Raw genomic sequence first — 22,705 nt, 5'->3', positions numbered from 1 at the left:
TCGGGGTCCTTTCGTATCGGGTGACGCTTACAGCCGCCCCTCCTCCGCCAGCCGCTTGGCGACGGCGTCGAACCCGGCCCAGGCCGCCGCGGCCAGCGCCCCGCCCGTGCTGACCCGGCGCACGCCCAGCGCGCCGAGGCTCTCGACGGACATCTCAGGCCCCCAGAACAGCACATTGACCGGCTTGGGCGCCACGGCCTGGACGATCGCCTGGATCTCTTCCGGATCGGTCACCGCAGGCGCGTAGAGACAGTCGGCCCCCGCCTCCGCGTAGGCCTTGAGCCGCTCCAGGGTCGGGGCGAGGTCGCGGTTTCCGCGCAGATAACCCTCGGTGCGGCCGACCAGGATCACGTCCTGGCCCGAGGCGCCGATCGCCGCGCGGGCGGCCTTCAGACGTTCGACGGCGACCGGCAGGTCGTAGAGCGCCGAGCCCGACCAGTCTTCGATCGACAGGCCCGCGACGCCGGCCTCGATGGCCAGGGTCACGCTCTCGCCGACGACCTCGGGCGTGTCGGCGAAGCCGTTCTCGAAGTCGGCGTTCACCGGCAGGTCGGTGGCGGCGCACAGCATGCGCAGGTGATCGATGACCTCATCGCGGGTGATCTGGCCATCGTCCTTGCCCATCGCCCAGGCCATGCCGGCGCTGGTCGAGGCCAGGGCCTTGAAACCGAGCTTTTCCAGACGCCTGGCGCCGCCGACATCCCACGGATTGGGCAGGGCGAAGCAGCCGTCGGCGTGCAGGGCGCGGAAGGCGGCGCGGCGGGCGACGAAAGGGTTCGACATGACAGGTCCTCCGGCGGATTGCGTCCCGCGCTCCGACAAGGCTTAACGGGCGCTGGTGACATCGGCTGTCAGCAGGCGGCTCCCCGCTGGACGACTCCACGGCCGGTCGCCGCGCAGGGGCTGAGCCCAGACGATGCGCCAGCCATCGGGCCGGCGATAGAGCTCCGCGGCCCCGCCCCGCGCGAAATCCTCGGCGGTCAGCAGCACGGTGTCGGCGCACAATGGCGGCATGCGCGCCGGGGCCGGGGCGCGGATCACCACGACCTCGCTGCGCACGCAGAGACCCGCCAGCGTCTCGGCGTCGGGAGTCTTGCGGCTCCACGCCAGCGACAGCCGTACGGGCGCGCCCGGCTCCGGCGCGCAGATCCGTTTGTCGCAGCCATAGAGGCTCCAGGTCGCCGGGGTCAGGCCACGCCGTCGCGCCCACAGTTCCGCGCCGAACCGCTTGGCGTCGGTGCGTAACAGCACGGCCGCGTCGCCCGAGCGGACGGCGGCGGTCGCCCCGTCGGCGGCGATCCAGGCGTCCGGCGCGGCGGGCCTGGGCCACAGGGCGACCGCCAGGGCCAGGGGCGCGCCGATCCAGCGCAACCGCCCCCGCCAGAGGCACAGGGTCATCAGGCCCAGGAAGGCGACCACCAGCACCTGCGGCGGCGCGCTGGCCACGATCCGCTGGGCGCCATGAGCGTCGGCGAAGCCGCTGGCGATCCCGACCATGCCGTCGATCCCCCAACCGGCCAGGACCAGGAACGGCGCGCCCAGGCCGAACGGCTCCAGCAGCGTCCCGACCGCCAGGAACGGCATGATCACGAACGACGACAGCGGCGCGACCGCCAGATTGGCCGGCAGGCCCCAGACGGCGACGCGATTGAAGTGCTGCATGGCGAAGGGCGCGGTAGCCAGGCCCGCCACCAGGCTCGCGGCGACCGAGGCCGCCAGCCAGGTCAGTCCCGCCTGCGGCCAGCGGATCCACCACGGCGTCGAGATCTCCTTCACCGGCCGAGGCCAGCTTTCGGCCAGGGCCACCAGGGCGGCGGTGGCGGCGAACGACATCTGAAAGCCGGGTTCGCCGGCTGTTTCGGGTTTCATGGCGAGGATCAGCAGCGCCGCGACCGCCAGGCCGTGCAGAGTGATGGCGCGGCGGTCAAACAGAATGGCCAGGAAGGCGACGCTCGCCGTGATCGCCGAGCGCTCAGCTGGCGGCGGCGCGCCGGAGATGACCAGGTAGCCCAGCACGGCGGCGAGGCCGGCGATGGCGGCGATCTTCTTGCCCGGCGCCCGCAGGGCCAGCCACGGCCAGGCGGCGACGCCCAGCCGCACGGCGCCGAACACGAAGCCGCCGACGATGGCCATGTGCAGGCCCGAGATCGAGAGGATATGCGCCAGGCCCGAGGCGCGCATGGCCTCGGTCTGATCCTCGGTGATCCAGGCCTCGTGGCCGGTGACCATGGCCGCGCCGATGCCGCCGCTGCTGGGGCCCATCCGCGCCAGGATCCGCTGGGCCAGGCTCCAGCGGAAGGCGTTGACCGCCATGGTCAGGCGCAACCTCAAGGGCGGCGGATCCAGCCGCGTCGTCCCCAGTTCGCCGATCACGAAGCCGACGCCGCCGATCGAGTCGAACCAGGCGTCGCGACCGAAATCGTAGGACCCCGGCGCGGCCGGCGGCGGCGGCGGTCCCAGCATGGCCCGCAGATGCACGGCCTGGCCCGGCGCTGGCGTCTGGTTCTCACCGATCGTCACCCGGATCCGGCGCGGTGTCCGTTCGGGCGGCAGGCCTGACACCGCCACCGGCGCGATCAGCAGGCGCGGTCCGCCCGCGCCAGGACTGACCACGTCGACCACGAAGCCGTCTACTCGTCGCACGACCCGCTCGCCCGCCATCAGCGGCGCGGCTACGCGATCGTTGCGGATCTTGGCGGCGAGACCGCCCGCCGCCCCGAACGCGGCCAGGCTGGCCAGCACGACAAGGCCACGCGGGGCGTTCCAGCGCCGACAGACCCACCAGATCGCCGCCAGTGATCCGGTCGCCAAGGCCAGCATCCAGAGCGAGGGTTCAACGCCAACCTCCAGGTAGGCCGCCGCGCCGAGACCGAACGCCACCGGCGTCCAAAGAAACGCCCGATCCAGATTGACTCGCCCTTCCGTCAGCAGCGCGGCTTTCACGGCGGACCATGACAGGCGGGGCGCGGACGCCGACGGCGCCGTCTCGGCCGCTTCAACGCCTAACATCCGGAAACCCTTGTGCTTTTGACGGATGATCCAAGTTCGCCGCGACGCGGAAAACCGCTAGGTCCGGCACGAAGCGGCGTGCTAAGACGCGCCGCCCAAGCCGCCTTGCGGTTCGTGCTCGTCAACGCCATTTCGGCGTCCAGCCCCACAGTTTTGAAGCCCATGTCGAACCCCACCTCCACCGGCCCCGTTTCGACGGGCGTCGTCACGCGCTTCGCCCCCTCGCCCACCGGCTTCCTGCATATCGGCGGCGCTCGCACGGCGCTGTTCAACTGGTTATATGCACGCCATACGGGAGGGAAGTTCCTTGTTCGCGTCGAGGACACTGATCGCGAGCGCTCGACCGAGGCCGCCGTCGCGGCGATCTTCGAGGGCCTGAACTGGCTGGGCCTGGAATCGGACGAAGAGGTCATCTTCCAGCACACCCGCGCCCCGCGTCACGTCGAGGTGGTCCATGAACTCCTCGCCAAGGGCCGCGCCTATCGCTGCTGGATGACCGTCGAGGAACTGGAAGTCGCCCGCGAGAAGGCCCGCGCCGAAGGCAAGGCCATCCGCTCGCCGTGGCGCGATGCGCCCGAAGGCGACCTGTCGGTCCCCCACGTGATCCGCTTCAAGGGCCCGCTGGACGGCGAAACCGTCGTCAACGACCTCGTGAAGGGTCCGGTGACGTTCAAGAACATCGAGCTGGACGATCTCGTTCTGCTGCGCGCTGACGGCGCGCCGACCTACAACCTCGCCGTGGTGGTCGACGACCACGACATGGGGGTCACCCACGTGATCCGCGGCGACGACCACCTGAACAACGCCGCCCGCCAGAGCCTGATCTATCAGGCGATGGACTGGGACCTGCCGGCCTTCGCCCACATCCCGCTGATCCACGGCCCGGACGGCGCCAAGCTCAGCAAGCGCCACGGCGCCCAGGCGGTCGGCGAGTTCGCCGATCTCGGCTACATCGCCGAAGGCATGCGCAACTACCTGGCGCGCCTGGGCTGGGGCCATGGCGACGACGAGGTGTTCAACGACGAGCAGGCGATCGCCTGGTTCGACATCGCCGACGTGGTCAAGGCGCCGGCGCGCCTGGACTGGGCCAAGCTGAACCACATCAACGCCCAGCACCTGCGCAAGGCCGACGACGCGCGCCTGACGGACCTGGCGCTGGACGCCGCCCAGAAGCGTGGCGAGCCCCTGCCCGCCGACGCCCGCGAGCGCATCGCCCGCACGGTCCCGGAAGTGAAGGAAGGCGCCAAGACCATCCTGGAGCTGGTCGACCACTGTGCGTTCGCACTGAAGACGCGGCCGTTCGCGCTCGAAGAGAAAACCCAAAAGCAGCTGACCGAAGAAACCGTCGAGCGCCTCAAGCGTCTGCGCGATCAGCTGGCCGCCGCCCCAGCCTTCGACGCGGCGACGCTGGAAACCGTGTTGAAAACGTTCGCGGAATCCGAAGGCGTCGGCTTTGGCAAGTTCGGTCCGGCCCTGCGCGGGATTCTGACCGGCGGCGCCCAGGCTCCCGATCTGAACAAGACCATGGCCGCGCTCTCGCGCGAAGAGAGTTTGGGGCGCCTTGACGACGCCCTGGCGCCGCGCGCATGAGGCGCTATAACGCACCTGCGAAAACGAAAGTTGGACTGCTCGTTCCAATTTATGAAGGGGTCTAAGTATGACCGATAAAGCCACGCTGACGATCGGCGACAAGAGCTACGACCTGCCGATCCTCAAGGGCAGCACGGGTCCGGACGTCCTCGACATCCGGAAAGTCTACGCTGAAAGCGACCACTTCACGTTCGATCCGGGCTTCACCTCGACCGCGTCGTGCGAGAGCAAGATCACCTATATCGACGGCGACGCCGGCATTCTGCTGCACCGCGGTTATCCGATCGACCAGCTGGCCGAGAAGTCCTCGTTCCTCGAGGTCTGCCATCTGCTGCTGAACGGCGAACTGCCGAGCGCCGCTGAGTTCGCGCAGTTCGAAAAGAACATCACCTACCACACGATGCTGCACGCGCAGTTCGACGCCTTCTTCCAGGGTTTCCGCCGCGACGCCCACCCGATGGCTGTCATGACCGGCGCTGTCGGCGCTCTGTCGGCCTTCTACGCCGACAGCATCAATGTCGACGACGCCCGTGAGCGCGAGATCAGCGCCCATCGCCTGATCGCCAAGATGCCGACGATCGCCGCCCGCGCCTACAAGTACACGGTCGGCCAGCCGTTCGTGTCGCCGCGCAACGACCTGTCGTACTCTGAAAACTTCCTGCGCATGTGCTTCGCCGTGCCGGCCGAGGACTGGAAGCCGAACCCGGTGCTGACCCGCGCCATGGACCGGATCTTCATCCTGCACGCCGACCACGAGCAGAACGCCTCGACCTCGACCGTCCGCCTGGCCGGTTCGTCGGGCGCGCACCCGTTCGCCTGCATCGCCGCCGGCATCGCCTGCCTTTGGGGCCCGTCGCACGGCGGCGCCAACCAGGAAGCGCTGGAGATGCTGGAAACCATCGGTTCGGTCGAGAACATCCCGGACTACGTCCAAGGCGTGAAGGACCGCAAGTACAAGCTGATGGGCTTTGGCCACCGCGTGTACAAGAACTTCGACCCGCGCGCGAAGGTCATGCAGAAGACCGCCCACGAAGTGCTGGCGGAACTGGGCCACAACAACGACCCGTTGCTGCAGGTCGCCCAGGAACTGGAAAAGGTCGCCCTGAGCGATCCGTACTTCATCGACCGCAAGCTGTACCCGAACATCGACTTCTATTCGGGCATCACCCTGCGCGCGATGGGCTTCCCGACCAACATGTTCACCGTGCTGTTCGCCCTGGCCCGCACCGTCGGCTGGATCAGCCAGTGGAAGGAAATGTTCGAGGACCCCACCCGCAAGATCGGTCGTCCGCGCCAGCTCTATACGGGCGCCACGCAACGCGACTACGTGCCGGTCGAGAAGCGCTAGGCGCTTCGCCTTCGGAACAACGGATCAGGCCCCGCTTCGGCGGGGCCTTTTTCGTTTCTAGCGCTTGAGAAGGAAGCTCAGGACCTCGGCCACGGCGCGGTACAGCGCTTCGGGAATCTCCTCGTCGATTTCCAGGGTCGAGAGGGCCTGGGCCAGGACGGGGTCTTCCTCGATCGGCACGCCGTGCTCGCGGGCCGTCTCGATGATCTTCTCGCCCAACCAACCCTGGCCCGAGGCCACGACCTTGGGCGCGTTGGGATCTTCGTAGAGCAAGGCGACGGCGATGCGCGGTCGCGCCGAGGGTCCAGTGATTCCGCTCATGAGGCCTGGTCCACGAAATGGCCCAGCGGACTGGCGGCGCCCGGACTGGGCGGCGCGCCGGAATGGACAGCGACTTCGGGCGATAGCTCGGCCCGGCGCAAGGCCGCGCCCAGGCTCTCCTCGCCAGCGCGAAGGCGCGCGATGGTCTCGGCCCTCTCGGCCCACAGCGATACGCGCGTGTGCGAACCGGTCAGGGTGATCAGGGCGTGGACGGGCCCCAGCGGCTCGAGGTCGAGCGAGAAGCGGGCCTTGTAGGTGCGCTCCGCCGGACCGAAGACGCCACCGCCAGAGCCGCCGCCGTCATGGCTGATCTCGAACTGGGCGACGGCCAAGCCCTGTGGCGTCATGAACGGCAGGTCGAGGTTCAGGCGGCCAGCCTGCTGCGGACGAGCCTCGGCGGCCTCGGGCTCGTGCGGCTCGGGCAGTGAGGCTATCTGCATCAGGTCCTGCCGGGCCAGGGCGCCGTTGGTCCCCTTCAGCAGACGGCGCACGAGGTCGGCGGGCGCCTGGTCTATGGGCATTTCAGGCGCGGCCGGCTTCTGCCCGGCCATCGGGCCGCCGGCATAGGGCGGCGGCGGGACCTTGGAGCGCCCAGAGTCGGCCGGCGCCGCGCCGTAGCCCCGCGGCGTCAAGGCGCGTGGCTCAGCCGGCGGTCCGGCGTTCGAGCCCTCGGCGAGGGCCTCCTCGGCGATCAGACCTAGCTGAACCAGCGCCGACATCGCGGCGCGAACCGGCGTCTGGACGGGCGCCGAGGACTTGGGCGGGGCCACGAAAGCACCGAAGCGCGCCGCCAGACCGTCGTCCTCTGGCGGAGGCAAAGGCGCCTTGGCGGTCGCCGGGAAAGTCTCGGGTGCGGCCTCGTGGACCTCGGCGGCCTGGGGCGACGTCGGCGCGACTTCCGGATCGGGCTGGACGGTTCCGCTCGTCACGGGAGTGTTCGGGGCGGCCGGCCGTTGCGCCGTCGCGGGGACTGATGGAGCCGCGCGAGGCGGTTCGGTCGCAGGCGCCTCTAGCGCTTCGCCGGCGGCGGACGTCGAGACCGGCTCGATACTTGGCGCGTCCGACACCCGCGGCGGAGCCTTGGCCAGCCAGGCTGACAGCGCGCCGCGGAACACCAGCAACGCGGCCTTCATGTCGTTGACCTCGGGAACGCGGGGCGCGCTATCCTGAACTGGCGTCACGGCCGCGCGGGCCATCCGGGCCTCCAGGAAGACGCCGGACCGCTCGATGGCCTGGCGCAGCCCCTGAGGCGTGGCGATCTCGGCGGCCGACGGGGCCTTGGCCAGCAACGCCCTGCCCGCCTCGCGCACCTCGGTCGGCATGTCAGGACGACCGATCACGGCGCGGACATTGGCCATCAGCGGCGCTATCCCCGTCTGACGCGGCACCGCCTCGGCGGCGGCGGTGCGCACAGCGCGGACCAGGCGTGTCTCGGGCTTGGCCGGGGTAGCCTGTTGCAGCGCCGGTGGAACGGCCTTGGCGCCCGGCGCGTCGCCGGCATGGCCGGCGTCCTGGGTCGCGGCCTGCCCAGCCTGCTCGACAGGACCACCGGCATGGGCCTGAGTAGCGGGAGGACGGCCGACGATCTCACCCAGCTGAGCGGTGGAATTGGCAAGCGCCTGGCGCGCCATCGCCTGCAACGTCGCGACAGAATCGGCCGCCGTCCCAGCCGCAGGGGCTGGAAGGATCGGGGTCACGGGCGTGGTCGGGTCGATGGCCACGACAACGGCTCCACGGCGACAGTTATGGGGATCCTAGCCCCCGGGTGTAAATCGCTGGTTAACCTTCAAAGTATGAACTCAAGGCGTCTCGCCTTCAGGGCGAGTCTAGTTTCGGCGTGTGAGGTGCGTTCTGGATACGCGGTGGCTGAGCATCGTCGAGCATCGCCGCCGCGATCTGCTGTCCATCGTGCCGATGACCCTGCTGGCCGCCGCCGGGAGCTGCGCATGGCTCGATGCCTCGATCTGCGTCGTCTGGCTGGGGGCCGCCCTGGCGCTGGTCGCCGCCAGCCAGCTGCTCTGCCGGTTCATCGCCAAGCATGGCCAGGCCGCGCCGGTCCTTGAGACCGTGCTGGCGGCCTTCACCCTGGTCTACACCTTCATCTATGCCAGCCTGCCGTCGGCCCTGGTGCTGCTGGGCGAGCGCGCGTCGGTGCTGGCCGGCGGCGCGATGATGGCCGCCATCGCGCTGAGCTGCACGGCCGAGTTCGTGATCTCCCGCCGGATCGGCCTGGCCGCCCTGGCCGCCGTGGTGCTGCAAGTGCTGCTGATCACGGTTCTGACCCTCCCGTCGACCGGCCCCGTCCAACTGGCGCTCTCCCTGGTCGCGGTGCTCTGCTTCTTCGCCTACGTGCTGCGCTATGCCCTGCATCGCGAAGCGACGGTCCGGCAGATGGCCGAAGCCACCGCGCTGGCCCAGGCCCGCGAGGCAGAGGCGGCCAGCGCCAACCGCGCCAAGACCGCCTTCCTGGCGACCATGAGCCACGAGATCCGCACGCCGCTGAACGGCATCCTGGGCATGGCGCAGGTGATGCAGGCCGACGAACTTTCGCCGGCCCAGCGCGAGCGCCTGGGCGTAGTCCGCCAATCGGGCAAGGCCCTGACCGCGATCCTCAACGATCTGCTGGACCTGGCCCGCATCGAGTCGGGCCAACTGGAGCTGCGGCTCGAGCCGTTCGACCTGCGCGACCTACTGGTCGGCTGCGGCCAGACCTTCGCCGCCCTGGCGCTGGGCAAGGGGTTGAGCCACGATCTGTCCATCTCCCCGACCGCCGAGGGCGCCTATCTGGGCGACGCCGCCCGGCTGCGACAGATCCTGCACAACCTGCTGTCAAACGCCGTGAAGTTCACTGAGACCGGCGGCGTGTCCATCGTGGCTGACTACGTGGCCGGCCGGCTGGAACTGACTGTCGCCGACACCGGTCCCGGCGTCGCCGCCGACGCGCAGGAGCGCCTGTTCGACCGCTTCGTGCTGCTGGACGACATCGCCACCCGTCGCCACGGCGGCGCGGGCCTGGGGCTGGCTATCAGCCGCGAACTGGCCCGGCGCATGGACGGCGACGTCACCCTGTTCAGCCGCCTGGGCGAAGGCAGCGCCTTCACGGTCGTCCTGCCGCTGACCAAGGTCGCCACGCTCGCGCAGGCCGAGGACGAGACCGCGCCCGACGCCGCGCCGGGACTGCGCATCCTGGCCGCCGAGGACAATCCGACCAACCAGCTGGTTCTGCGCTCAGTGCTGAGCCAGGCTGGTGTCGAGCCCCTCATCGTCGACGACGGCGCCAAGGCCCTGGCCGCGTGGCGCGACGAACCCTGGGACGCGGTGCTGATGGACATCCACATGCCAGTCATGGACGGCTTGACGGCGCTGAAGGAGATCCGACGCCTGGAAGCCGAGGAAGGCCGTCCGCGCACGCCGGTGATCGCCCTGACGGCCAACGCCATGCGCCACCAGATAGAACTGCTGATCGAGGCGGGTATGGACGACCACGTCAGCAAGCCGATCGACGTCGCCAAGCTACTGGGCGCGCTCGACCGAGCGGTTTCAGGCCGCAACCAGGCCCCTCGCCTTCAGGAAGTCGATTAAGGCGTCGGTAGCGGCTTCCGACGGGTCGGGCATGCCGCGGCCCATCTTGTCCAGCGCGGCGCTCTGCTCGGCGGACTGCTCGGCGCGCAACGCCGGATCGTCCAGCAACCGCGAGACTTCGCGGGCCAGGCCCTCACCTTCGCAGGCGTCCTGCAGCAGTTCGGGCGCGATCTCCCGGTCGGCGGCGATGTTGAACAGCGTGACCCAGCGCGGCTTCATCAAGCGCTTGAGGATGGCGTAGGTCAGGGGCGCGATCTTGTAGCCGACCACCATCGGCCGGCCGGCCAGGGCCAGCTCGGTCGTCACCGTGCCGCTGCAGGCCAGGGCGACGTCGGCGGCGACGAAGGCGTCGTCCTTCTGCTGCTCGTCCTCGATCACGTGCGCCCGGAACGGCCAGCCGGCGATACGAGCCTTCACGGCCTCGGCCACCGTGTAGGCGGCGGGGACGACGATCTCAAGCTCAGGCCGCTCGGCCTTCAGAAGGCGCACGGCGTCCTCGAAGGCCGGCAGCACGCGCTCGATCTCGGACGGACGACTGCCGGGCAGCACGAGGAGGATCTGATCGGAGGCCGAGACGCCGATCGCCGCGCGCAATCTCGCACCGTCGGCATGGTCGAAGCGCTTGGCCAGGGCCGAGTTGCCGACGAAGACGCTGGGCAGGTCCACGGCGTCGAAATACGGCTTGTCCATCGGCTGGATCGACAACAGCAGGTCGACGGCCTTGGCCAGGCTTCGGGCTCGGCCGGCGCGATAGGCCCAGACCTGCGGCGCGACGTACTTCACCAGCGGCAACCTGGGATCCAGTTTCCGCAGAGCATGGGCCAGGCGAATGTTGAAGCCCCAGCTGTCGATCAGGATGGCGACGTCGGGCTTTTCGCGGGCCGCCAGGGCCACTGTGTCCTTCAGGCGGGCCTTGACCGTCGGATAGGCCTTCAGCCCCTCCACGATGCCCAGGATCGACAGCTGGGCGATATCGAAGGGGCTGTCGACCCCCTGCTCGGCCATCTTGGCTCCGCCGACGCCGACGAACGCGACCTTGTCGCCCAGCCGCGCCCGCAACGCCTTGGCTAAACTGGCGCCCAAGGCGTCGCCCGAGGCCTCGGCGGCGACCAGCATGACCTTCAGCATCAAGTCCGCTCCTGCGGATCAACCCCCAGCACGAAGAGCCCCAGATCGTCGGCGCAGGCCGTCACGGCCTCGCGGTCGACCACCAGCAGACCGCCGGCCTCGCCGACCACGCCCGCCAGGCCCGCGCGGGCGGCGCGCTGGATAGTGGCGACGCCAATGGTCGGCAGATCGACCTTGGTCTCCTGGATCGGCTTGGGCGCCTTGGCCAGCACGCCGCGCGGACGCTCGGCCGAGCCACGGATCGCCTGAGGCAGCTCGGCTACCCGGCGCAGCATGGCGTCGGTGCCCTCTTGGGCCTCGACGGCCAGGACCAGGCCGTTGCAGACCACGGCGCCCTGCCCCACGTCCAGTCGGCCGATCTCGCGCGCCACCAGCAGGGCCTTGTCGATATCGGCCATGTGATCGTCGCGCGGATAGAACTTGCCCAGGCGGCCGCGCGGCAAGGTCATCTCGCCGACCACCTCGTGTGCTCCCTCGATCTCGAAGCCTTCCTTCTCGAACTCGTCCAGCACCCGGCGCAGCAAGGCGTCATCGCCTTGGCGCGCCGCCTTGATCAGGCTGGGCACGATCAGCAGGCCGCGCGCATCCGGCATCAGGGCGGCGAAGTCCGGGCGCTTCACGTCGCCGGCGAAGCAGACGACCTCGCAGCCCTCGGCCCGCAGCGCCTTGAACGCCTTGCCGAACTCGCCGATGCCGACCTCGGCGCCAGGATAGCGCGCCAAGGCCGGGTCGGCGAAGCCGCGCAGGCGCATCACCGCGAAGGCGCGGCCGGCGGCCTCGCAATGGGCCGCCAGTTCGACGGGCAACGCCCCGCCGCCGGCGATCAGACCGAGCTTGCGCATCACCCGACCCTAGACCTCGCGCTCGGGCAGGCAGAGCGGGCGGTTGGCGTCGGCGCGGATGAAGTCGACAATCTCCATCACCTCCGGGATCGCCGCATGGGTTTCGGCCACGTCCTCGAGACGCTCCTGGAAGGTGCCTTCGTCGGCGAACATCAGGCGATAGGCCGCGCGCAGCGCATTGATCGTCTCGCGCGAGAAGCCGCGTCGTTTGAGGCCCACCAGGTTCAGGCCCTCGAGATGGGCATGGTTGCCCCAGACCGAGCCGTACGGAATGACGTCCTTTGTCACGGCGGCCAGGCCGCCGATGAAGCTGTAGCGGCCAATGCGCGAAAACTGGTGCGCGGCGGCCAGGCCGCCCATAAACACGTAGTCGCCAATGGCGACGTGCCCCCCCAAGGTCGCTCCCTTGGCCAGCACCACGAAATCGCCGACCGAACAGTCGTGAGCGACATGCGAGCCGACCATGTAGAGGCCGTCCGAACCGATCGTCGTCACGCCCTTACCCGACGCGGTGCCCGTATGCATGGTCACGTGCTCGCGGATGATATTGCGTGGCCCGATCAGCAGTTCAGTACGCTCGCCCTTGTGGCCCAGATGCTGCGGCGGGCCGCCCAGATTGGCGAACGGATGCACGACGCAAGCCTCGCCGATCGTCGTCGCGCCCTCCACCACGACGTGCGACAACAGCCGCACGCCTGCTTCCAGCGTCACGTCGGGGCCGACGATGCTGTAGGGTCCGATCTCGACATCCGCGGCGATCTTGGCCTCGGGCGCGATGATGGCGGTGGGATGGATGGTCATGCCTTGGGTCCCGTCTCGACCACCATGGCGGCGAACTCGGCCTCGGCGGCCACCTTGTCGCCGACCTTGGCCACGCCCTTGAACTTGAAGATCGACGAGCGCGCGCGCACCACCTCGACCTCCATCCGGATCACGTCGCCGGGACGCACAGGATTGCGGAAGCGCACGCCGTCGATCGACATGAAGAAGATGGTCTTGCCCTCGGTGTCGACCTCGAGCGTCTTGCTCATCAACACCGCGCCCGTCTGGGCCAGGGCCTCGATGATCAGCACGCCGGGCATCACCGGGTTGCCCGGGAAGTGGCCCTGGAAGAACGGCTCGTTGATCGTCACGCACTTGATGCCGACGATCGACTGGCCGGGCCTGTAGTCCTCGGCGCGGTCGACCAGCAGGAACGGATAGCGGTGCGGGATGCGCGCCAGGATCTCCGCGATGTCGATGTCGGTCCGCACCGTTTGCTCGGTGTTCTCGCTCATGGTCTGCCCCTCGTCCCTCGACCGCCCGCCATGCGCGACAGCCATGCGGTCTCCCGAAGCCACCGCTTGAGCGGCCGCGCCGGAAATCCCGTCCAAGTTTCGCCTTCCGGCACGTCCTTGAACACCGAGGCGGCCGCCCCGATGCTCGCGCCCGAGCCGATGTTCAAATGGTCGGCGACGCCGGCCTTGCCACCGAAGGCGACACCGTCGCCGACGATCGTGCTGCCCGACAGCCCGGTATAGGCCGCCAGCACGCAATTGCGTCCTACACGGACGTTGTGCGCGACATGCACCAGGTTGTCGATCTTGGTGTTCTCGCCGATCGTGGTGTCGGCGAAGGCGCCCCGGTCGACGCAGCTGTTGGCGCCGATCGTGACGTCGTCCTGGATCACCACCCGGCCCAGCTGGGGCATGTCGACCATGCCGCGCGGCCCGACGGCGGCCCCGAAGCCCGCCTCGCCCAGCACCGCGCCGGCCGAGACCGACACCCGGTCGCCCAGCAGCGCGAAACCGATCACGGCATTGGGGCCGATCACGCAGTCACGCCCGATCAGCACGCCCGGACCGATGACGGCCCCAGGGCCGATCCTCGTGCCGCGCCCAATTCTCGCCCCCTGCCCGATCGTCACGTTGGGCGCCAGCAGGACGCCATCCTCCAGCTCCGCTTCCGGATGAAGGGCGGCGGCGGAGGGATCGTGACGGCGCGGCGCGTGAAGACGGCCCACGGCCGCGGCCCAGGCCGCCTGTGGGTGCCTGGTGATCAGCGCGGCGCAGGTCTCGGGAAGAAGATCGCCGTGCTCGGGACGCACGAAACACGCCCCGGCCAGGGTGGACCCGGCGGCGTCCCTGCGCTTGGCGTCGGAGAAGAAGGCGACGCTCTGCGCGTCAGCGCTATCCAGCGGCGCGGCGCGGGCGATGGCCCGGTCGCCCAGGGCGGCGTCCGCCAGTTCGGCGGCGCCGGCCCGGGCCAACTCGGAAAGCGATGCCGGACCCAGGTTGTCGAAGAAACGGGGGTCCGGCATGGCTCCTCACGAATAAGTTCCCCTAGGTAATCCTAAAGGAGACGATTCGCTTACTTATTGGTCGGTTGCAGGGCCGCGGCGCCCGGAGCGCCTTGGTCCAGACGTTCGCGATCGAAGGTCAGGGTCTTGATGCGCGCGTCGAGAGCGGCGACCACGGCGCCGGTGATGTCCATCGCCGGGTTGGCCAGCATCACCGATTCGCGATCGAACAGGATGCTGCACTTCTGGGCCTGATAGACCTGACGGATCGGCGTATCCATCTCCTGATAGACGCGCTGCAGCGCCTTCTGCTCGGTGGTTTCCACTTCCTTCTGGCGCAGTTGGCCCTTGCGCTGCCAGGCGTTGGCCTTGACCTGCAGAGCGGCGGCCTGCTGCTCCAGGGCGTCCTGGGCCAGGGTGGCCTTCTTGGCGTCGAGAGCCTTGGCTTCGTTGTCGAGACCCGTGCGCTCGGCGGTCAGCTCGGCGTTCACCTGCTGGATGATGGTCTTCAGGCGGGCGTCGACCGCCTTACCCACCAGCGAGTTGCCGACGGCGCCCTGGCTCGAGAAGATGCAGACGCCCGGCAGAGCCGGGCCGTGCGTGACAGCCGGAGCCGCGGGAGCGGCGGCCGGAGCCGTCTGGGCCGAGGCGCTGGTCGCGAGGGCGAGAGCGACGACGCTGGACGCGGCCGCGGACAGGAACTTGGACATGTTTATTGGAACCTTGTGGAGGTGGAGAACCGGAAGGTTTCGGTTCGATCGTAGTCTTCCTTGGCCAAAATGCGGCTGATATCGAATCGGATGGGACCCATGGGGGACTTCCAGTCGATCGAGATACCCGCCGTCGCACGCAGGCCGAGGTTATCCTTGATGAACGGATCGAAGATGCCAGGCGACTTCTGACGATCCACATCATCCAGCAGACCCGCCGTACCCACGTCGCTGAACAGGGCGGCCTTGATGCCGTACTGCTCGGGCAGGAAGGTCGGGATGGTCAGCTCGAAGGTGCTGATCGCGTAAAGCTTGGCGCCCATCGAGTTGTTGGTGCTCGAGATGTCGCGCGGACCGATACCGGCGATCTCGAAGCCGCGGAACGAGGTGCCGCCGCGATAGAAGCGATCGTTGATGCGGACATTGTCGCCGCCCCAGCCCTCGATATAGCCGAACGAGCCCGTGGCGCTGAACACCAGGTCCTTGGTGAAGCCCCAGTACCAGCCGGCGTCAGCTTCGGTCTTGAGGTACTTCACGTCGCCGCCGATGCCGGCCAGGTCCTGGTTCAGGTCGGCGAACCAGCCGCGGGTCGGGTTGATCGGGTCGTTGCGCTTGTCGATGCGCAGGCCATAGCCGATCAGCGAGGTGATGTAGGCGCCGCGCTGCAGGCAGAGGATCTGCGAGACCGAGCCGCTGGTGCAGAGGCTGTCGGCCACGCTGACGTCGTCCTGACGGATCGTGTAGCGCAGGCTCATCGACGAGTCGTTGGTCAGCGGGAAGCCGAAGCGGATGTCGCCGCCGACTGACTTGGTGTCGTAGGCCGCGTAGTCCGACAGGTTGTAGCGGAAGGTGTACAGGTTGACGCCCGCCACCAGGTTGCGACCGGCGAACCGCGGCTCGCTGAAGCCGAAGTCGATCTGTTGGCGCAGCGAACCGACCGAGGCGCGGGCCCGCAGGTTCTGGCCGCGGCCACGGAAGTTGCGTTCCGTGATGCCGACGTCGAGCACCAGCTTGTCGACCGAGCTGTAGCCGGCGCTGAACGACAGTTCGCCCGTCGGCTGCTCCTCGACCTTCACCTTCAGGCTGGTGCGGTCCGGAGCCGAACCGGGGGTGTCCTCGATGTCGACTTCCTTGAAGAAGCCCAGGCGGCGGATGTTGTTCTTCGAGCGGTCGACCAGCACGCGGTTGTAGGCGTCGCCCTCGGCCACCTCCAGCTCGCGGCGCAGGACGTAGTCCAGCGTGCGGGTGTTGCCGACGATGTCGATGCGATCGACATAGACGCGCGGGCCTTCACGGACCGAGAACACCACGTCGACGGTCTTGGTCTCGCGATTGGGCACGTAGCGCGGACGCACGTCCACGAAGGCGAAGCCGGCCGCGCCCGCCGCGAAGGTCAGGGCGTCGGTGGCCTGCTCGATGCGTTCGTCCTCGTACAGCTGGCCGGCGCGGATCGGCAGGATCTGCGCCAGCAGGTTGCCGTCCAGCTTCTTCAGTTCGGTTTCGACGGTGACCTTGCCGAACTTGTACTTCGGGCCTTCGTCGAGGGTGTAAGTGACGGCGAAGCCGTTCTTGTCGGGCGCCAGCTCGGCCACCGACGAGACGACGCGGAAGTCGAAGAAGCCGCGGTTGCGGTAGTGCTTGCGCAGCTGCTCGCGGTCATACTCGATCCGGTCGGGGTCGTAGTTGTCGTTGCTGGTCAGGATCTTGTACCAGCGGCTTTCCTTGGTCACGACCACGTCGCGCAGGTCGTTGTCCGAATACTCGCTGTTGCCCAGGAAGTTGATCCCCAGCACGCCGCTCTTGGGGCCTTCGCTGATTTCAAAGACCAGGTCGACGCGCTTCTGCGGCAGTTCCACCACCTTGGGCGTCACGGTCGCCGAGATGCGGCCCGAACGGCGATACAGTTCGATGATGCGCTGGACGTCGGCCTGCACCTTGGCGCGGGTGAAGATGCCGCGCGGGCGGATCTGCACTTCGTCCTTCAGCTTGTCTTCCTTCAGGGACGAGTTCCCCTCGAAGACCACCTGGTTGATGATCGGGTTCTCGACGACCTTCACCACGAGGTCGCCGCCCTGCATCTCGATCTTCACGTCGGCGAACAGGTCGGTGCGGGCCAGGGTCTTCAGCGCCAGGTCGAGGCGCTGGGAATCGACCGTGTCGCCCGGCTGGATCGGCAGATAGGACAGAACCGTGCCCTGCTCGATGCGTTCGTTACCCTGAACGACGATGCGCTGGACCACGCCGGTCTGAGCGGCCTGGGCGAAAGCCTGTTGCGGAGCCACCAGGGCCGTCGAGCCGAGGAGCAGCGCCATACCCGTGGCGAACGCGGCGCTTTGGGCGCGAAGTTTGTTCATGGGACCAATCATGGACGAAGAGCGGGCGTTCACGTGAACAGGCCGCCGATGAATTTGAACACGTCGTAGCGGTTGAGGTCGTTCCACGCCGCGAACAGCATGAAACCCAGGATCAAGGCAAGCCCCGCGCGGAAGCCGGCCGCCTGGAAATCCGCCCGTAGAGGCCGCTTGGCCACGGCTTCGTAGGCGTACATCAGCAGATGTCCGCCATCGAGGACCGGGATCGGCAGCAGATTCATGAAGCCGATGCTGACCGACAGGCTGGCGATCAGCAGCATGGACGACATGAAGACGCGCAGGGCCATGGTGCCCACGTCGGGCGCGCCGGCGGCGCTGGCCTTGGTCACCGCGCCGGCGGTGTGGCCGATGCCGATCAGGCCGCTGATCTGGTCGGCGGGCATCTGACCGGTGACGAGGCGGCCCAGATAGAAGCCGATCGTCCTGATCATGCCCCACACCTCGACCGTGGCGTCGGGAATGGCGGTCAGGACGCTGGAGCGCTTGAACTGGGTGATCCCGGCGTTCTCGATGCCCAGCTGGCCGGTCTTCATGCGCCCGCTGATCTTGTCGTTGATCTCGACCAGGCGCGGCGTGGCGGTCAGGTGAACCTGCTGCTCGCCCCGCTTGACCGTGAAGTCGATCGGCAGGTTGGCGCGCAGCGAGACATAGCCTTGCAGGTCCTGGAACGTGCCGATCTTGCGCCCGTCGGCGGCGACGATGATATCGCCCTTCTTGAAGCCGGCCGCCGCCGCCGCGCCGCCCGGCACGACACCGTTGACGCTGGCCACACGCTGCGGCGAGCCGACCAGCACCAGGAAAACCGCCATGATCAGGATGGCCAGGACGAAGTTCGACACCGGGCCGGCCACGGCGATGATCGCCCGCTGCCAGACCGGCTTGAAATGGAAGTACTTGGAGACCCCCGCCTCGCCCTCGCGCCGCACGATCGAGTCGCGCATGGCGGCCAGGTTGTCCTGGTCGGGCACGCTGGCGGCGTTCTCGTCGCCGGAGAAGCGGACATAGCCACCCAGAGGGATCGAGGCGACGCGCCATTCGACGCCGTGCTTGTCGGTCCACGACAGCAGCGGCGGGCCAAAACCGATCGAGAAGCAGTCGATGGCCACCCCGCAAGCCCGCGCGGCCCAATAGTGCCCGAGCTCGTGGATGGTCACCACGACGGACAGCACGAAGGCCGTGGACAGGATGAAGATCAAGACGTCAGTCATAGGTTGGCCGGTCCCCCGGATCAGAGCCGGCGATGCTTTTGCGCGACAACCTCGGCCGCAATGCGGCGAGCGCTGGCGTCGATCATCATCGCATTATCGACAGCGTCACTTTCCGCCACGGCGAGGTTGCCCAGACTGTTCATACGCTCAAGGGTTCCCGCCACCGAGGCGGCAATATCGAGAAAGCCAATCCGCCGGTCAAGGAAAGCAGCAACGGCGACCTCATTGGCCGCGTTCATCGCCGTCGGCGCGCCGCCGCCCAGGCGCAGAGCCTCGCGGGCGATGCCGATCGACGGGAACCGGTCCAGGTCGGGCGATTCGAAGGTCAGCTGGCCGTAGGCGGCCAGATCCAGGCGGGGCGCCGGCCAGGGCAGCCGGTCCGGCCAGGCGAAGGCGCAGGCGATCGGAGCGCGCATGTCGGGCGGGCCCATCTGGGCCAGGGTCGAGCCATCGGCGTACTCGACCAGGCTGTGGATCACGGACTGGGGATGGATCACGACGTCGATACGGTCTTCGGGCGTTCCGAACAGGTAGGAAGCCTCGATCATTTCGAGGCCCTTGTTCATCATCGTCGCGGAATCGACCGAAATCTTGGCGCCCATGCTCCAATTCGGGTGGGCGATGGCCTGTTCCGGGGTCGCGGCGGCCATGGCGGCCCTGTCCCAGGTGCGGAAGGGCCCGCCCGAGGCGGTCAGGATCAGCCGCGCCACCCGGTGGGCGCAGTCGGGCTGCAGCACCTGGAAGATGGCCGAGTGCTCCGAATCGACCGGGATCACCGAACCGCCGGCCGCCTTGGCGATGGCCAGCAGGGCCGGCCCCGCGCAGACGAGGCTTTCCTTGTTGGCCAGGGCCACGATCGCGCCGGTGCGGGCGGCCGCGACGGTGGGGGGGAGGCCCGCCGCGCCGACGATCGCCGACATCACCCAGTCCGCGCCCATGGCGGCGGCCTCGGTCACGGCGGCCGCGCCGGCGGCGGCGCGCACGCCGGTTCCGGCCAGACCGTCCTTCAGCGCCTGCAGCTTGCTCTCGTCCTCGATGACCGCGACCGTCGGCGTCCAGCGCCGGGCCTGCTGGATCAGGCGCTCGACATTGCGCCCAGCCGTCAGGGCCAGAATCTCGATCTCGACGCCGGATTCCTCGAAAAGGCTCAAGGTCGAAAGGCCGATCGACCCGGTCGAGCCCAGCACCACCACCTTGCGGGGTAAGGTCAATGCGCCCATCCCACGTGGTCGACCAGCCGGACGGCGGCGATGACGATCGCCGCGAACATCAGGCCATCGACGCGATCCAGCAGGCCGCCGTGGCCCGGGATGATGTCGCCGCTGTCCTTCACGCCGAAGCGGCGCTTGAGGATCGATTCCCAGAGATCGCCGGCCATGGTCGCCAGACCGCCGAGGAGGCCGATCAGGGCCGCCGCGGGCCAAACCAGTTTCAGATGGGCGAAGTGGGCCACCAGGACCGCGCCGATCGTCGCCGCCACCAGGCCGCCGATGAAACCCGACCAGGTTTTGTTGGGCGAGATCTGGGGCCACAGCTTGGGCCCCTTCAGCAGACTGCCCACCACATAGGCGAAGATGTCGGCGAACCAGGTCACCACGAACAGCAGCAGCGTCCACCACAGACCGTCGGGCAGGGAGCGAACCCAGACCAGAGCGATGACCGCCGGGGCGATATAGACCACGCCATAGGCCGCGTCGGCCCGCCGCTCGACCGCGCCCCGCGCGATCAGCCCCGCCAGGAAGGCGCCGACCAGCACGACCGACCAGGCGATGTAGAAGTTGTGCAAGAAGCCGGCGAGCACGGCGATCGCGCAGAAGACGCCAACCACGGCGCCGACCGCGCGCGGGGCCTTGGGCGCGCTGATCTTGCCCCATTCCCGTGCCAACAGGGCCACGCAGACCAGGGCCAGGGCCAGAATCCAGAAGCCGCCGAACCAGACGGCGGCCACGACCATGGGCACGAGCACGGTGGCCGAAACCACGCGCGTCCGAAGATTGCCCCAGTTGAAACGCTTAGCCGGCGACGGCGACGTCATCGGCAGCGACCCCTCCGTAGCGTCGGTCCCGACGGCGATATTCGGCGATGGCGGCCGCCAGGGCCTCGGGCCCGTAGTCGGGCCACAGCACGTCCTGGAAGATCAGCTCGGCGTAGGCGCATTCCCAGAGCAGAAAGTTGGAAATCCGGCGCTCGCCGCTGGTGCGCACGATCAGGTCCGGCGCCGGGGCCGAAGCCGTCGACAGGAAGCGCTCGAAGGTCTCTTCGGTCAGGTCCGAGGCCTTGGCTTCGCCGCGCTCGACCTTCTCGGCGAAGGCGCGGGCCGCATCGGTAATGTCAGCCTGACCGCCGTAGTTGAAGGCCACCTGCAGCGTGAACTGGGTGTTACCCTCGGTGCGCTTCTCGGCCCGGTCGATCACCTCGGCGATATCGGCCGACAGCCCCGTGCGGCGGCCGATGATGCGGACGCGCACGCCCGCCTTGGCCAGGCGCTCCAGGTCCGATTCAACATAGGCCTTGAGCAGGCTCATCAGTTCGGAGACCTCGTGCGCCGGCCGGCGCCAGTTCTCGGTCGAGAAGCCGAAGACGGTCAGCACGCCGACGTTCTGAGTCTGAGCGCCCTCGACGGTGCGCTTGAGGGCGTTGACCCCGGCTCGATGGCCGAGGACGCGCGGCATCCCCCGCTGCTTCGCCCAGCGGCCGTTGCCATCCATGATAATGGCCACGTGCAGACGTTGGTCGGTCGCCTCGCCCCCGGCGCGCCCCGACACGTTCTGCGGACCGGTGGTCGCCGGCATTCGCTTCAACCTTCCCTCGTCGCTCCCCCATCAACTCGCAGGAAGGGCGATCAGACTTGCATGATCTCTTGTTCTTTGATTTTCAAGGCCTCGTCCACGCGCTTGATGGCCTCGTCGGTCATCTTCTGGACCTCGGTTTCCATCTTCTTGCGCTCGTCCTCGGCGATCGCGCCGTCCTTCTCGGCCTTCTTCAGGTCGTCGTTGGCGTCGCGGCGGACGTTGCGGACGGCGATCTTCTGCTGCTCGGCGTACTTGCCGGCGATCTTGGAGAGATCCTTGCGGCGCTCCTCGGTCAGCGGCGGAATCGGAATGCGCAGATTCTGACCTTCGACGACCGGGTTCAGGCCCAGGCCCGAGGCGCGGATCGCCTTCTCGACCGAGACCACGACGCCGCGGTCCCAGACGCTGACATTGATCTGGCGCGGCTCGGGCACGCTGACCGAAGCCACCGCGTTCAGCGGCGTGGTCGAGCCATAGGCCTCGACCATCACCTGATCCAGCAGGCTGGCCGAAGCGCGACCGGTGCGCAGACTGGCGAATTCGTCCTTCAGGGCGGCGATGGTCTTGTCCATTCGCTCGCGGTAGCGCGACAGGACGGGTTTCTCGGCGGCGGCCATGGCGGGCTCTCCTCGCGGTTCTCTATCTTCAGGCGGCGCGGTCGGCGGCGACCACGGTGTGGGTCCCCTCGCCTCGCAGGACGGTCAGCAGATTGCCGCGCCCCTTGATCGAGAAGACCACGATCGGAATGTTGCTGTCGCGCATCAGGGCCACGGCCGAGGCGTCCATGACCCGCAGGTCCTTGGCCAGCACGTCCATGTAGCTCAGACGCTCGTAGCGCTCGGCCTTCGGATCCTTCTTGGGATCGGCCGTATAGACGCCATCGACGCTGGTGCCCTTGAACAGGGCGTCGCACTGCATCTCGGCGGCGCGCAGGGCCGCGGCGGTGTCGGTGGTGAAGAACGGATTTCCGGTCCCGGCGGCGAAGATCACGACGCGGCCCTTCTCCAGGTGCCGCTGGGCGCGGCGGCGGATGTAGGGCTCGCAGACCGTGGCCATCGGGATGGCCGACTGCACGCGGGTCTCGACGCCGATACGCTCGAGCGCGTCCTGCATGGCCAGAGCGTTCATGACGGTGGCCAGCATGCCCATGTAGTCGGCGCTGGAGCGCTCCATGCCCTTAGCCGCGCCGGCCATGCCGCGGAAGATATTGCCGCCGCCGATCACCAGGCACAATTCGACGCCGGACTTGACGATCTCGGCCACGTCTTCGGCCACGGATTGCACGGTGTTGGTGTCGATACCGTAGGGCGTGTCGCCCATCAGGACCTCGCCGGACACCTTCAGCAGGATGCGGCGGTATTTCTGGGGCGCGCTGGTATCGGACATTGGACCGCTATTCCTGAGTCGTCGGCACGCACATTAAGTGCGTTCTACAGAAGTGAGGTGGGTTTTGCCAACCGTCCTGACCCTCTGACGGGGTTGTCGAACGGCAGGCGCAAAAAGGGCGCGGCGCGCGTCTAGACGC

At 68.4% G+C, this 22,705-nt stretch carries 20 protein-coding genes; 3 read left to right on the top strand and 17 right to left on the bottom strand.

Going from position 1 to position 22,705, the window contains the following annotated elements; all coding sequences use genetic code 11:
* Positions 1 to 27: 27 nt before the first annotated feature.
* Both AC1RNC_RS07730 and AC1RNC_RS07725 read right to left on the bottom strand, forming a co-directional pair.
* Positions 28 to 783, bottom strand: a complete 756-nt coding sequence (locus AC1RNC_RS07730) for an isocitrate lyase/PEP mutase family protein (protein WP_492885072.1) — start codon at positions 781 to 783, stop codon at positions 28 to 30.
* A gap of 42 nt (positions 784 to 825) precedes the next feature.
* Positions 826 to 3,009, bottom strand: coding sequence for a ComEC/Rec2 family competence protein (locus AC1RNC_RS07725; RefSeq protein ID WP_492885070.1), 2,184 nt, complete (start codon positions 3,007 to 3,009; stop codon positions 826 to 828).
* A gap of 162 nt (positions 3,010 to 3,171) precedes the next feature.
* On the opposite strand from AC1RNC_RS07725, the gene gltX reads away from it, so the two are divergent.
* Positions 3,172 to 4,599, top strand: a complete 1,428-nt coding sequence (gene gltX / locus AC1RNC_RS07720; protein WP_492885068.1) for a glutamate--tRNA ligase — start codon at positions 3,172 to 3,174, stop codon at positions 4,597 to 4,599.
* A 67-nt stretch (positions 4,600 to 4,666) separates the two neighbouring features.
* Positions 4,667 to 5,947, top strand: a complete 1,281-nt coding sequence (gene gltA, locus AC1RNC_RS07715; RefSeq protein WP_492885066.1) for a citrate synthase — start codon at positions 4,667 to 4,669, stop codon at positions 5,945 to 5,947.
* A gap of 57 nt (positions 5,948 to 6,004) precedes the next feature.
* Here the strand turns inward: gltA and AC1RNC_RS07710 are convergent, their stop codons facing one another.
* Both AC1RNC_RS07710 and fliK read right to left on the bottom strand, forming a co-directional pair.
* Positions 6,005 to 6,268, bottom strand: a complete 264-nt coding sequence (locus tag AC1RNC_RS07710) for an EscU/YscU/HrcU family type III secretion system export apparatus switch protein (protein ID WP_099577655.1) — start codon at positions 6,266 to 6,268, stop codon at positions 6,005 to 6,007.
* Complete coding sequence (gene fliK, locus AC1RNC_RS07705) at positions 6,265 to 7,989, bottom strand: flagellar hook-length control protein FliK (RefSeq protein WP_492885065.1); 1,725 nt, start codon at positions 7,987 to 7,989, stop codon at positions 6,265 to 6,267. Before fliK ends, AC1RNC_RS07710 begins: the two co-directional genes overlap by 4 nt.
* Before the next feature lie 118 nt (positions 7,990 to 8,107).
* Between fliK and AC1RNC_RS07700 the strand changes: the two genes are divergently transcribed.
* Complete coding sequence (locus AC1RNC_RS07700) at positions 8,108 to 9,850, top strand: ATP-binding protein (protein WP_492885063.1); 1,743 nt, start codon at positions 8,108 to 8,110, stop codon at positions 9,848 to 9,850.
* On the opposite strand, the gene lpxB is transcribed toward AC1RNC_RS07700, so the two are convergent.
* From lpxB to pyrH, 13 genes are read right to left on the bottom strand one after another with little or no spacing between them, the layout of a single operon-like run.
* Complete coding sequence (lpxB, locus tag AC1RNC_RS07695) at positions 9,809 to 10,978, bottom strand: lipid-A-disaccharide synthase (RefSeq protein ID WP_492885061.1); 1,170 nt, start codon at positions 10,976 to 10,978, stop codon at positions 9,809 to 9,811. The two genes, AC1RNC_RS07700 and lpxB, sit on opposite strands and share 42 nt — an antisense overlap.
* Complete coding sequence (lpxI, locus tag AC1RNC_RS07690; protein ID WP_492885059.1) at positions 10,978 to 11,820, bottom strand: UDP-2,3-diacylglucosamine diphosphatase; 843 nt, start codon at positions 11,818 to 11,820, stop codon at positions 10,978 to 10,980. Before lpxI ends, lpxB begins: the two co-directional genes overlap by 1 nt.
* A gap of 9 nt (positions 11,821 to 11,829) precedes the next feature.
* A complete protein-coding gene (gene lpxA, locus AC1RNC_RS07685) occupies positions 11,830 to 12,621 on the bottom strand; it encodes an acyl-ACP--UDP-N-acetylglucosamine O-acyltransferase (RefSeq protein WP_492885057.1) in 792 nt (263 codons plus the stop codon).
* A complete protein-coding gene (gene fabZ, locus AC1RNC_RS07680; RefSeq protein WP_492838548.1) occupies positions 12,618 to 13,097 on the bottom strand; it encodes a 3-hydroxyacyl-ACP dehydratase FabZ in 480 nt (159 codons plus the stop codon). The genes lpxA and fabZ overlap by 4 nt, the downstream gene beginning before the upstream one ends.
* Positions 13,094 to 14,119, bottom strand: coding sequence for a UDP-3-O-(3-hydroxymyristoyl)glucosamine N-acyltransferase (lpxD, locus tag AC1RNC_RS07675; RefSeq protein WP_492885055.1), 1,026 nt, complete (start codon positions 14,117 to 14,119; stop codon positions 13,094 to 13,096). Before lpxD ends, fabZ begins: the two co-directional genes overlap by 4 nt.
* 50 nt (positions 14,120 to 14,169) lie before the next feature.
* Positions 14,170 to 14,808 (bottom strand): OmpH family outer membrane protein, encoded by a 639-nt coding sequence (locus tag AC1RNC_RS07670; protein WP_492885053.1) that lies wholly within the window; start codon positions 14,806 to 14,808, stop codon positions 14,170 to 14,172.
* Positions 14,809 to 14,810: 2 nt separating this feature from the next.
* Complete coding sequence (gene bamA, locus AC1RNC_RS07665; protein WP_492885052.1) at positions 14,811 to 17,174, bottom strand: outer membrane protein assembly factor BamA; 2,364 nt, start codon at positions 17,172 to 17,174, stop codon at positions 14,811 to 14,813.
* A gap of 17 nt (positions 17,175 to 17,191) precedes the next feature.
* Positions 17,192 to 18,388 carry a M50 family metallopeptidase gene (locus AC1RNC_RS07660; protein WP_492838551.1) on the bottom strand — a complete coding sequence of 399 codons (1,197 nt, stop codon included), beginning with the start codon at positions 18,386 to 18,388 and terminating at the stop codon, positions 17,192 to 17,194.
* 20 nt (positions 18,389 to 18,408) lie between these two features.
* Positions 18,409 to 19,608: a 1-deoxy-D-xylulose-5-phosphate reductoisomerase gene (gene dxr / locus AC1RNC_RS07655; protein ID WP_492885051.1), complete on the bottom strand. Its 1,200-nt coding sequence runs from the start codon at positions 19,606 to 19,608 to the stop codon at positions 18,409 to 18,411.
* Complete coding sequence (locus tag AC1RNC_RS07650; protein WP_492838553.1) at positions 19,596 to 20,423, bottom strand: phosphatidate cytidylyltransferase; 828 nt, start codon at positions 20,421 to 20,423, stop codon at positions 19,596 to 19,598. The genes dxr and AC1RNC_RS07650 overlap by 13 nt, the downstream gene beginning before the upstream one ends.
* Complete coding sequence (gene uppS, locus AC1RNC_RS07645; RefSeq protein WP_492838554.1) at positions 20,401 to 21,180, bottom strand: polyprenyl diphosphate synthase; 780 nt, start codon at positions 21,178 to 21,180, stop codon at positions 20,401 to 20,403. The genes AC1RNC_RS07650 and uppS overlap by 23 nt, the downstream gene beginning before the upstream one ends.
* A gap of 50 nt (positions 21,181 to 21,230) precedes the next feature.
* Complete coding sequence (gene frr / locus AC1RNC_RS07640) at positions 21,231 to 21,797, bottom strand: ribosome recycling factor (protein WP_492838555.1); 567 nt, start codon at positions 21,795 to 21,797, stop codon at positions 21,231 to 21,233.
* Between the two features lie 28 nt (positions 21,798 to 21,825).
* Positions 21,826 to 22,566 (bottom strand): UMP kinase, encoded by a 741-nt coding sequence (gene pyrH, locus AC1RNC_RS07635; protein ID WP_492838556.1) that lies wholly within the window; start codon positions 22,564 to 22,566, stop codon positions 21,826 to 21,828.
* Positions 22,567 to 22,705: the final 139 nt, after the last annotated feature.

The sequence above is a fragment of the Caulobacter sp. GW822-FHT01G02 genome, assembly GCF_058802865.1.
This window is presented reverse-complemented; position numbering and strand designations above follow the sequence as displayed.

Coding starts and splice junctions, on each gene's coding strand:
- AC1RNC_RS07730 (WP_492885072.1), bottom strand. CDS start 783: ATGTCGAACCCTTTCGTCGCCCGCCGCGCCGCCTTCCGCGCCCTGCAC.
- AC1RNC_RS07725 (WP_492885070.1), bottom strand. CDS start 3,009: ATGTTAGGCGTTGAAGCGGCCGAGACGGCGCCGTCGGCGTCCGCGCCC.
- gltX (WP_492885068.1), top strand. CDS start 3,172: ATGTCGAACCCCACCTCCACCGGCCCCGTTTCGACGGGCGTCGTCACG.
- gltA (WP_492885066.1), top strand. CDS start 4,667: ATGACCGATAAAGCCACGCTGACGATCGGCGACAAGAGCTACGACCTG.
- AC1RNC_RS07710 (WP_099577655.1), bottom strand. CDS start 6,268: ATGAGCGGAATCACTGGACCCTCGGCGCGACCGCGCATCGCCGTCGCC.
- lpxB (WP_492885061.1), bottom strand. CDS start 10,978: ATGCTGAAGGTCATGCTGGTCGCCGCCGAGGCCTCGGGCGACGCCTTG.
- lpxI (WP_492885059.1), bottom strand. CDS start 11,820: ATGCGCAAGCTCGGTCTGATCGCCGGCGGCGGGGCGTTGCCCGTCGAA.
- lpxA (WP_492885057.1), bottom strand. CDS start 12,621: ATGACCATCCATCCCACCGCCATCATCGCGCCCGAGGCCAAGATCGCC.
- fabZ (WP_492838548.1), bottom strand. CDS start 13,097: ATGAGCGAGAACACCGAGCAAACGGTGCGGACCGACATCGACATCGCG.
- lpxD (WP_492885055.1), bottom strand. CDS start 14,119: ATGCCGGACCCCCGTTTCTTCGACAACCTGGGTCCGGCATCGCTTTCC.
- AC1RNC_RS07670 (WP_492885053.1), bottom strand. CDS start 14,808: ATGTCCAAGTTCCTGTCCGCGGCCGCGTCCAGCGTCGTCGCTCTCGCC.
- bamA (WP_492885052.1), bottom strand. CDS start 17,174: ATGATTGGTCCCATGAACAAACTTCGCGCCCAAAGCGCCGCGTTCGCC.
- AC1RNC_RS07660 (WP_492838551.1), bottom strand. CDS start 18,388: ATGACTGACGTCTTGATCTTCATCCTGTCCACGGCCTTCGTGCTGTCC.
- dxr (WP_492885051.1), bottom strand. CDS start 19,608: ATGGGCGCATTGACCTTACCCCGCAAGGTGGTGGTGCTGGGCTCGACC.
- AC1RNC_RS07650 (WP_492838553.1), bottom strand. CDS start 20,423: ATGACGTCGCCGTCGCCGGCTAAGCGTTTCAACTGGGGCAATCTTCGG.
- uppS (WP_492838554.1), bottom strand. CDS start 21,180: ATGCCGGCGACCACCGGTCCGCAGAACGTGTCGGGGCGCGCCGGGGGC.
- frr (WP_492838555.1), bottom strand. CDS start 21,797: ATGGCCGCCGCCGAGAAACCCGTCCTGTCGCGCTACCGCGAGCGAATG.
- pyrH (WP_492838556.1), bottom strand. CDS start 22,566: ATGTCCGATACCAGCGCGCCCCAGAAATACCGCCGCATCCTGCTGAAG.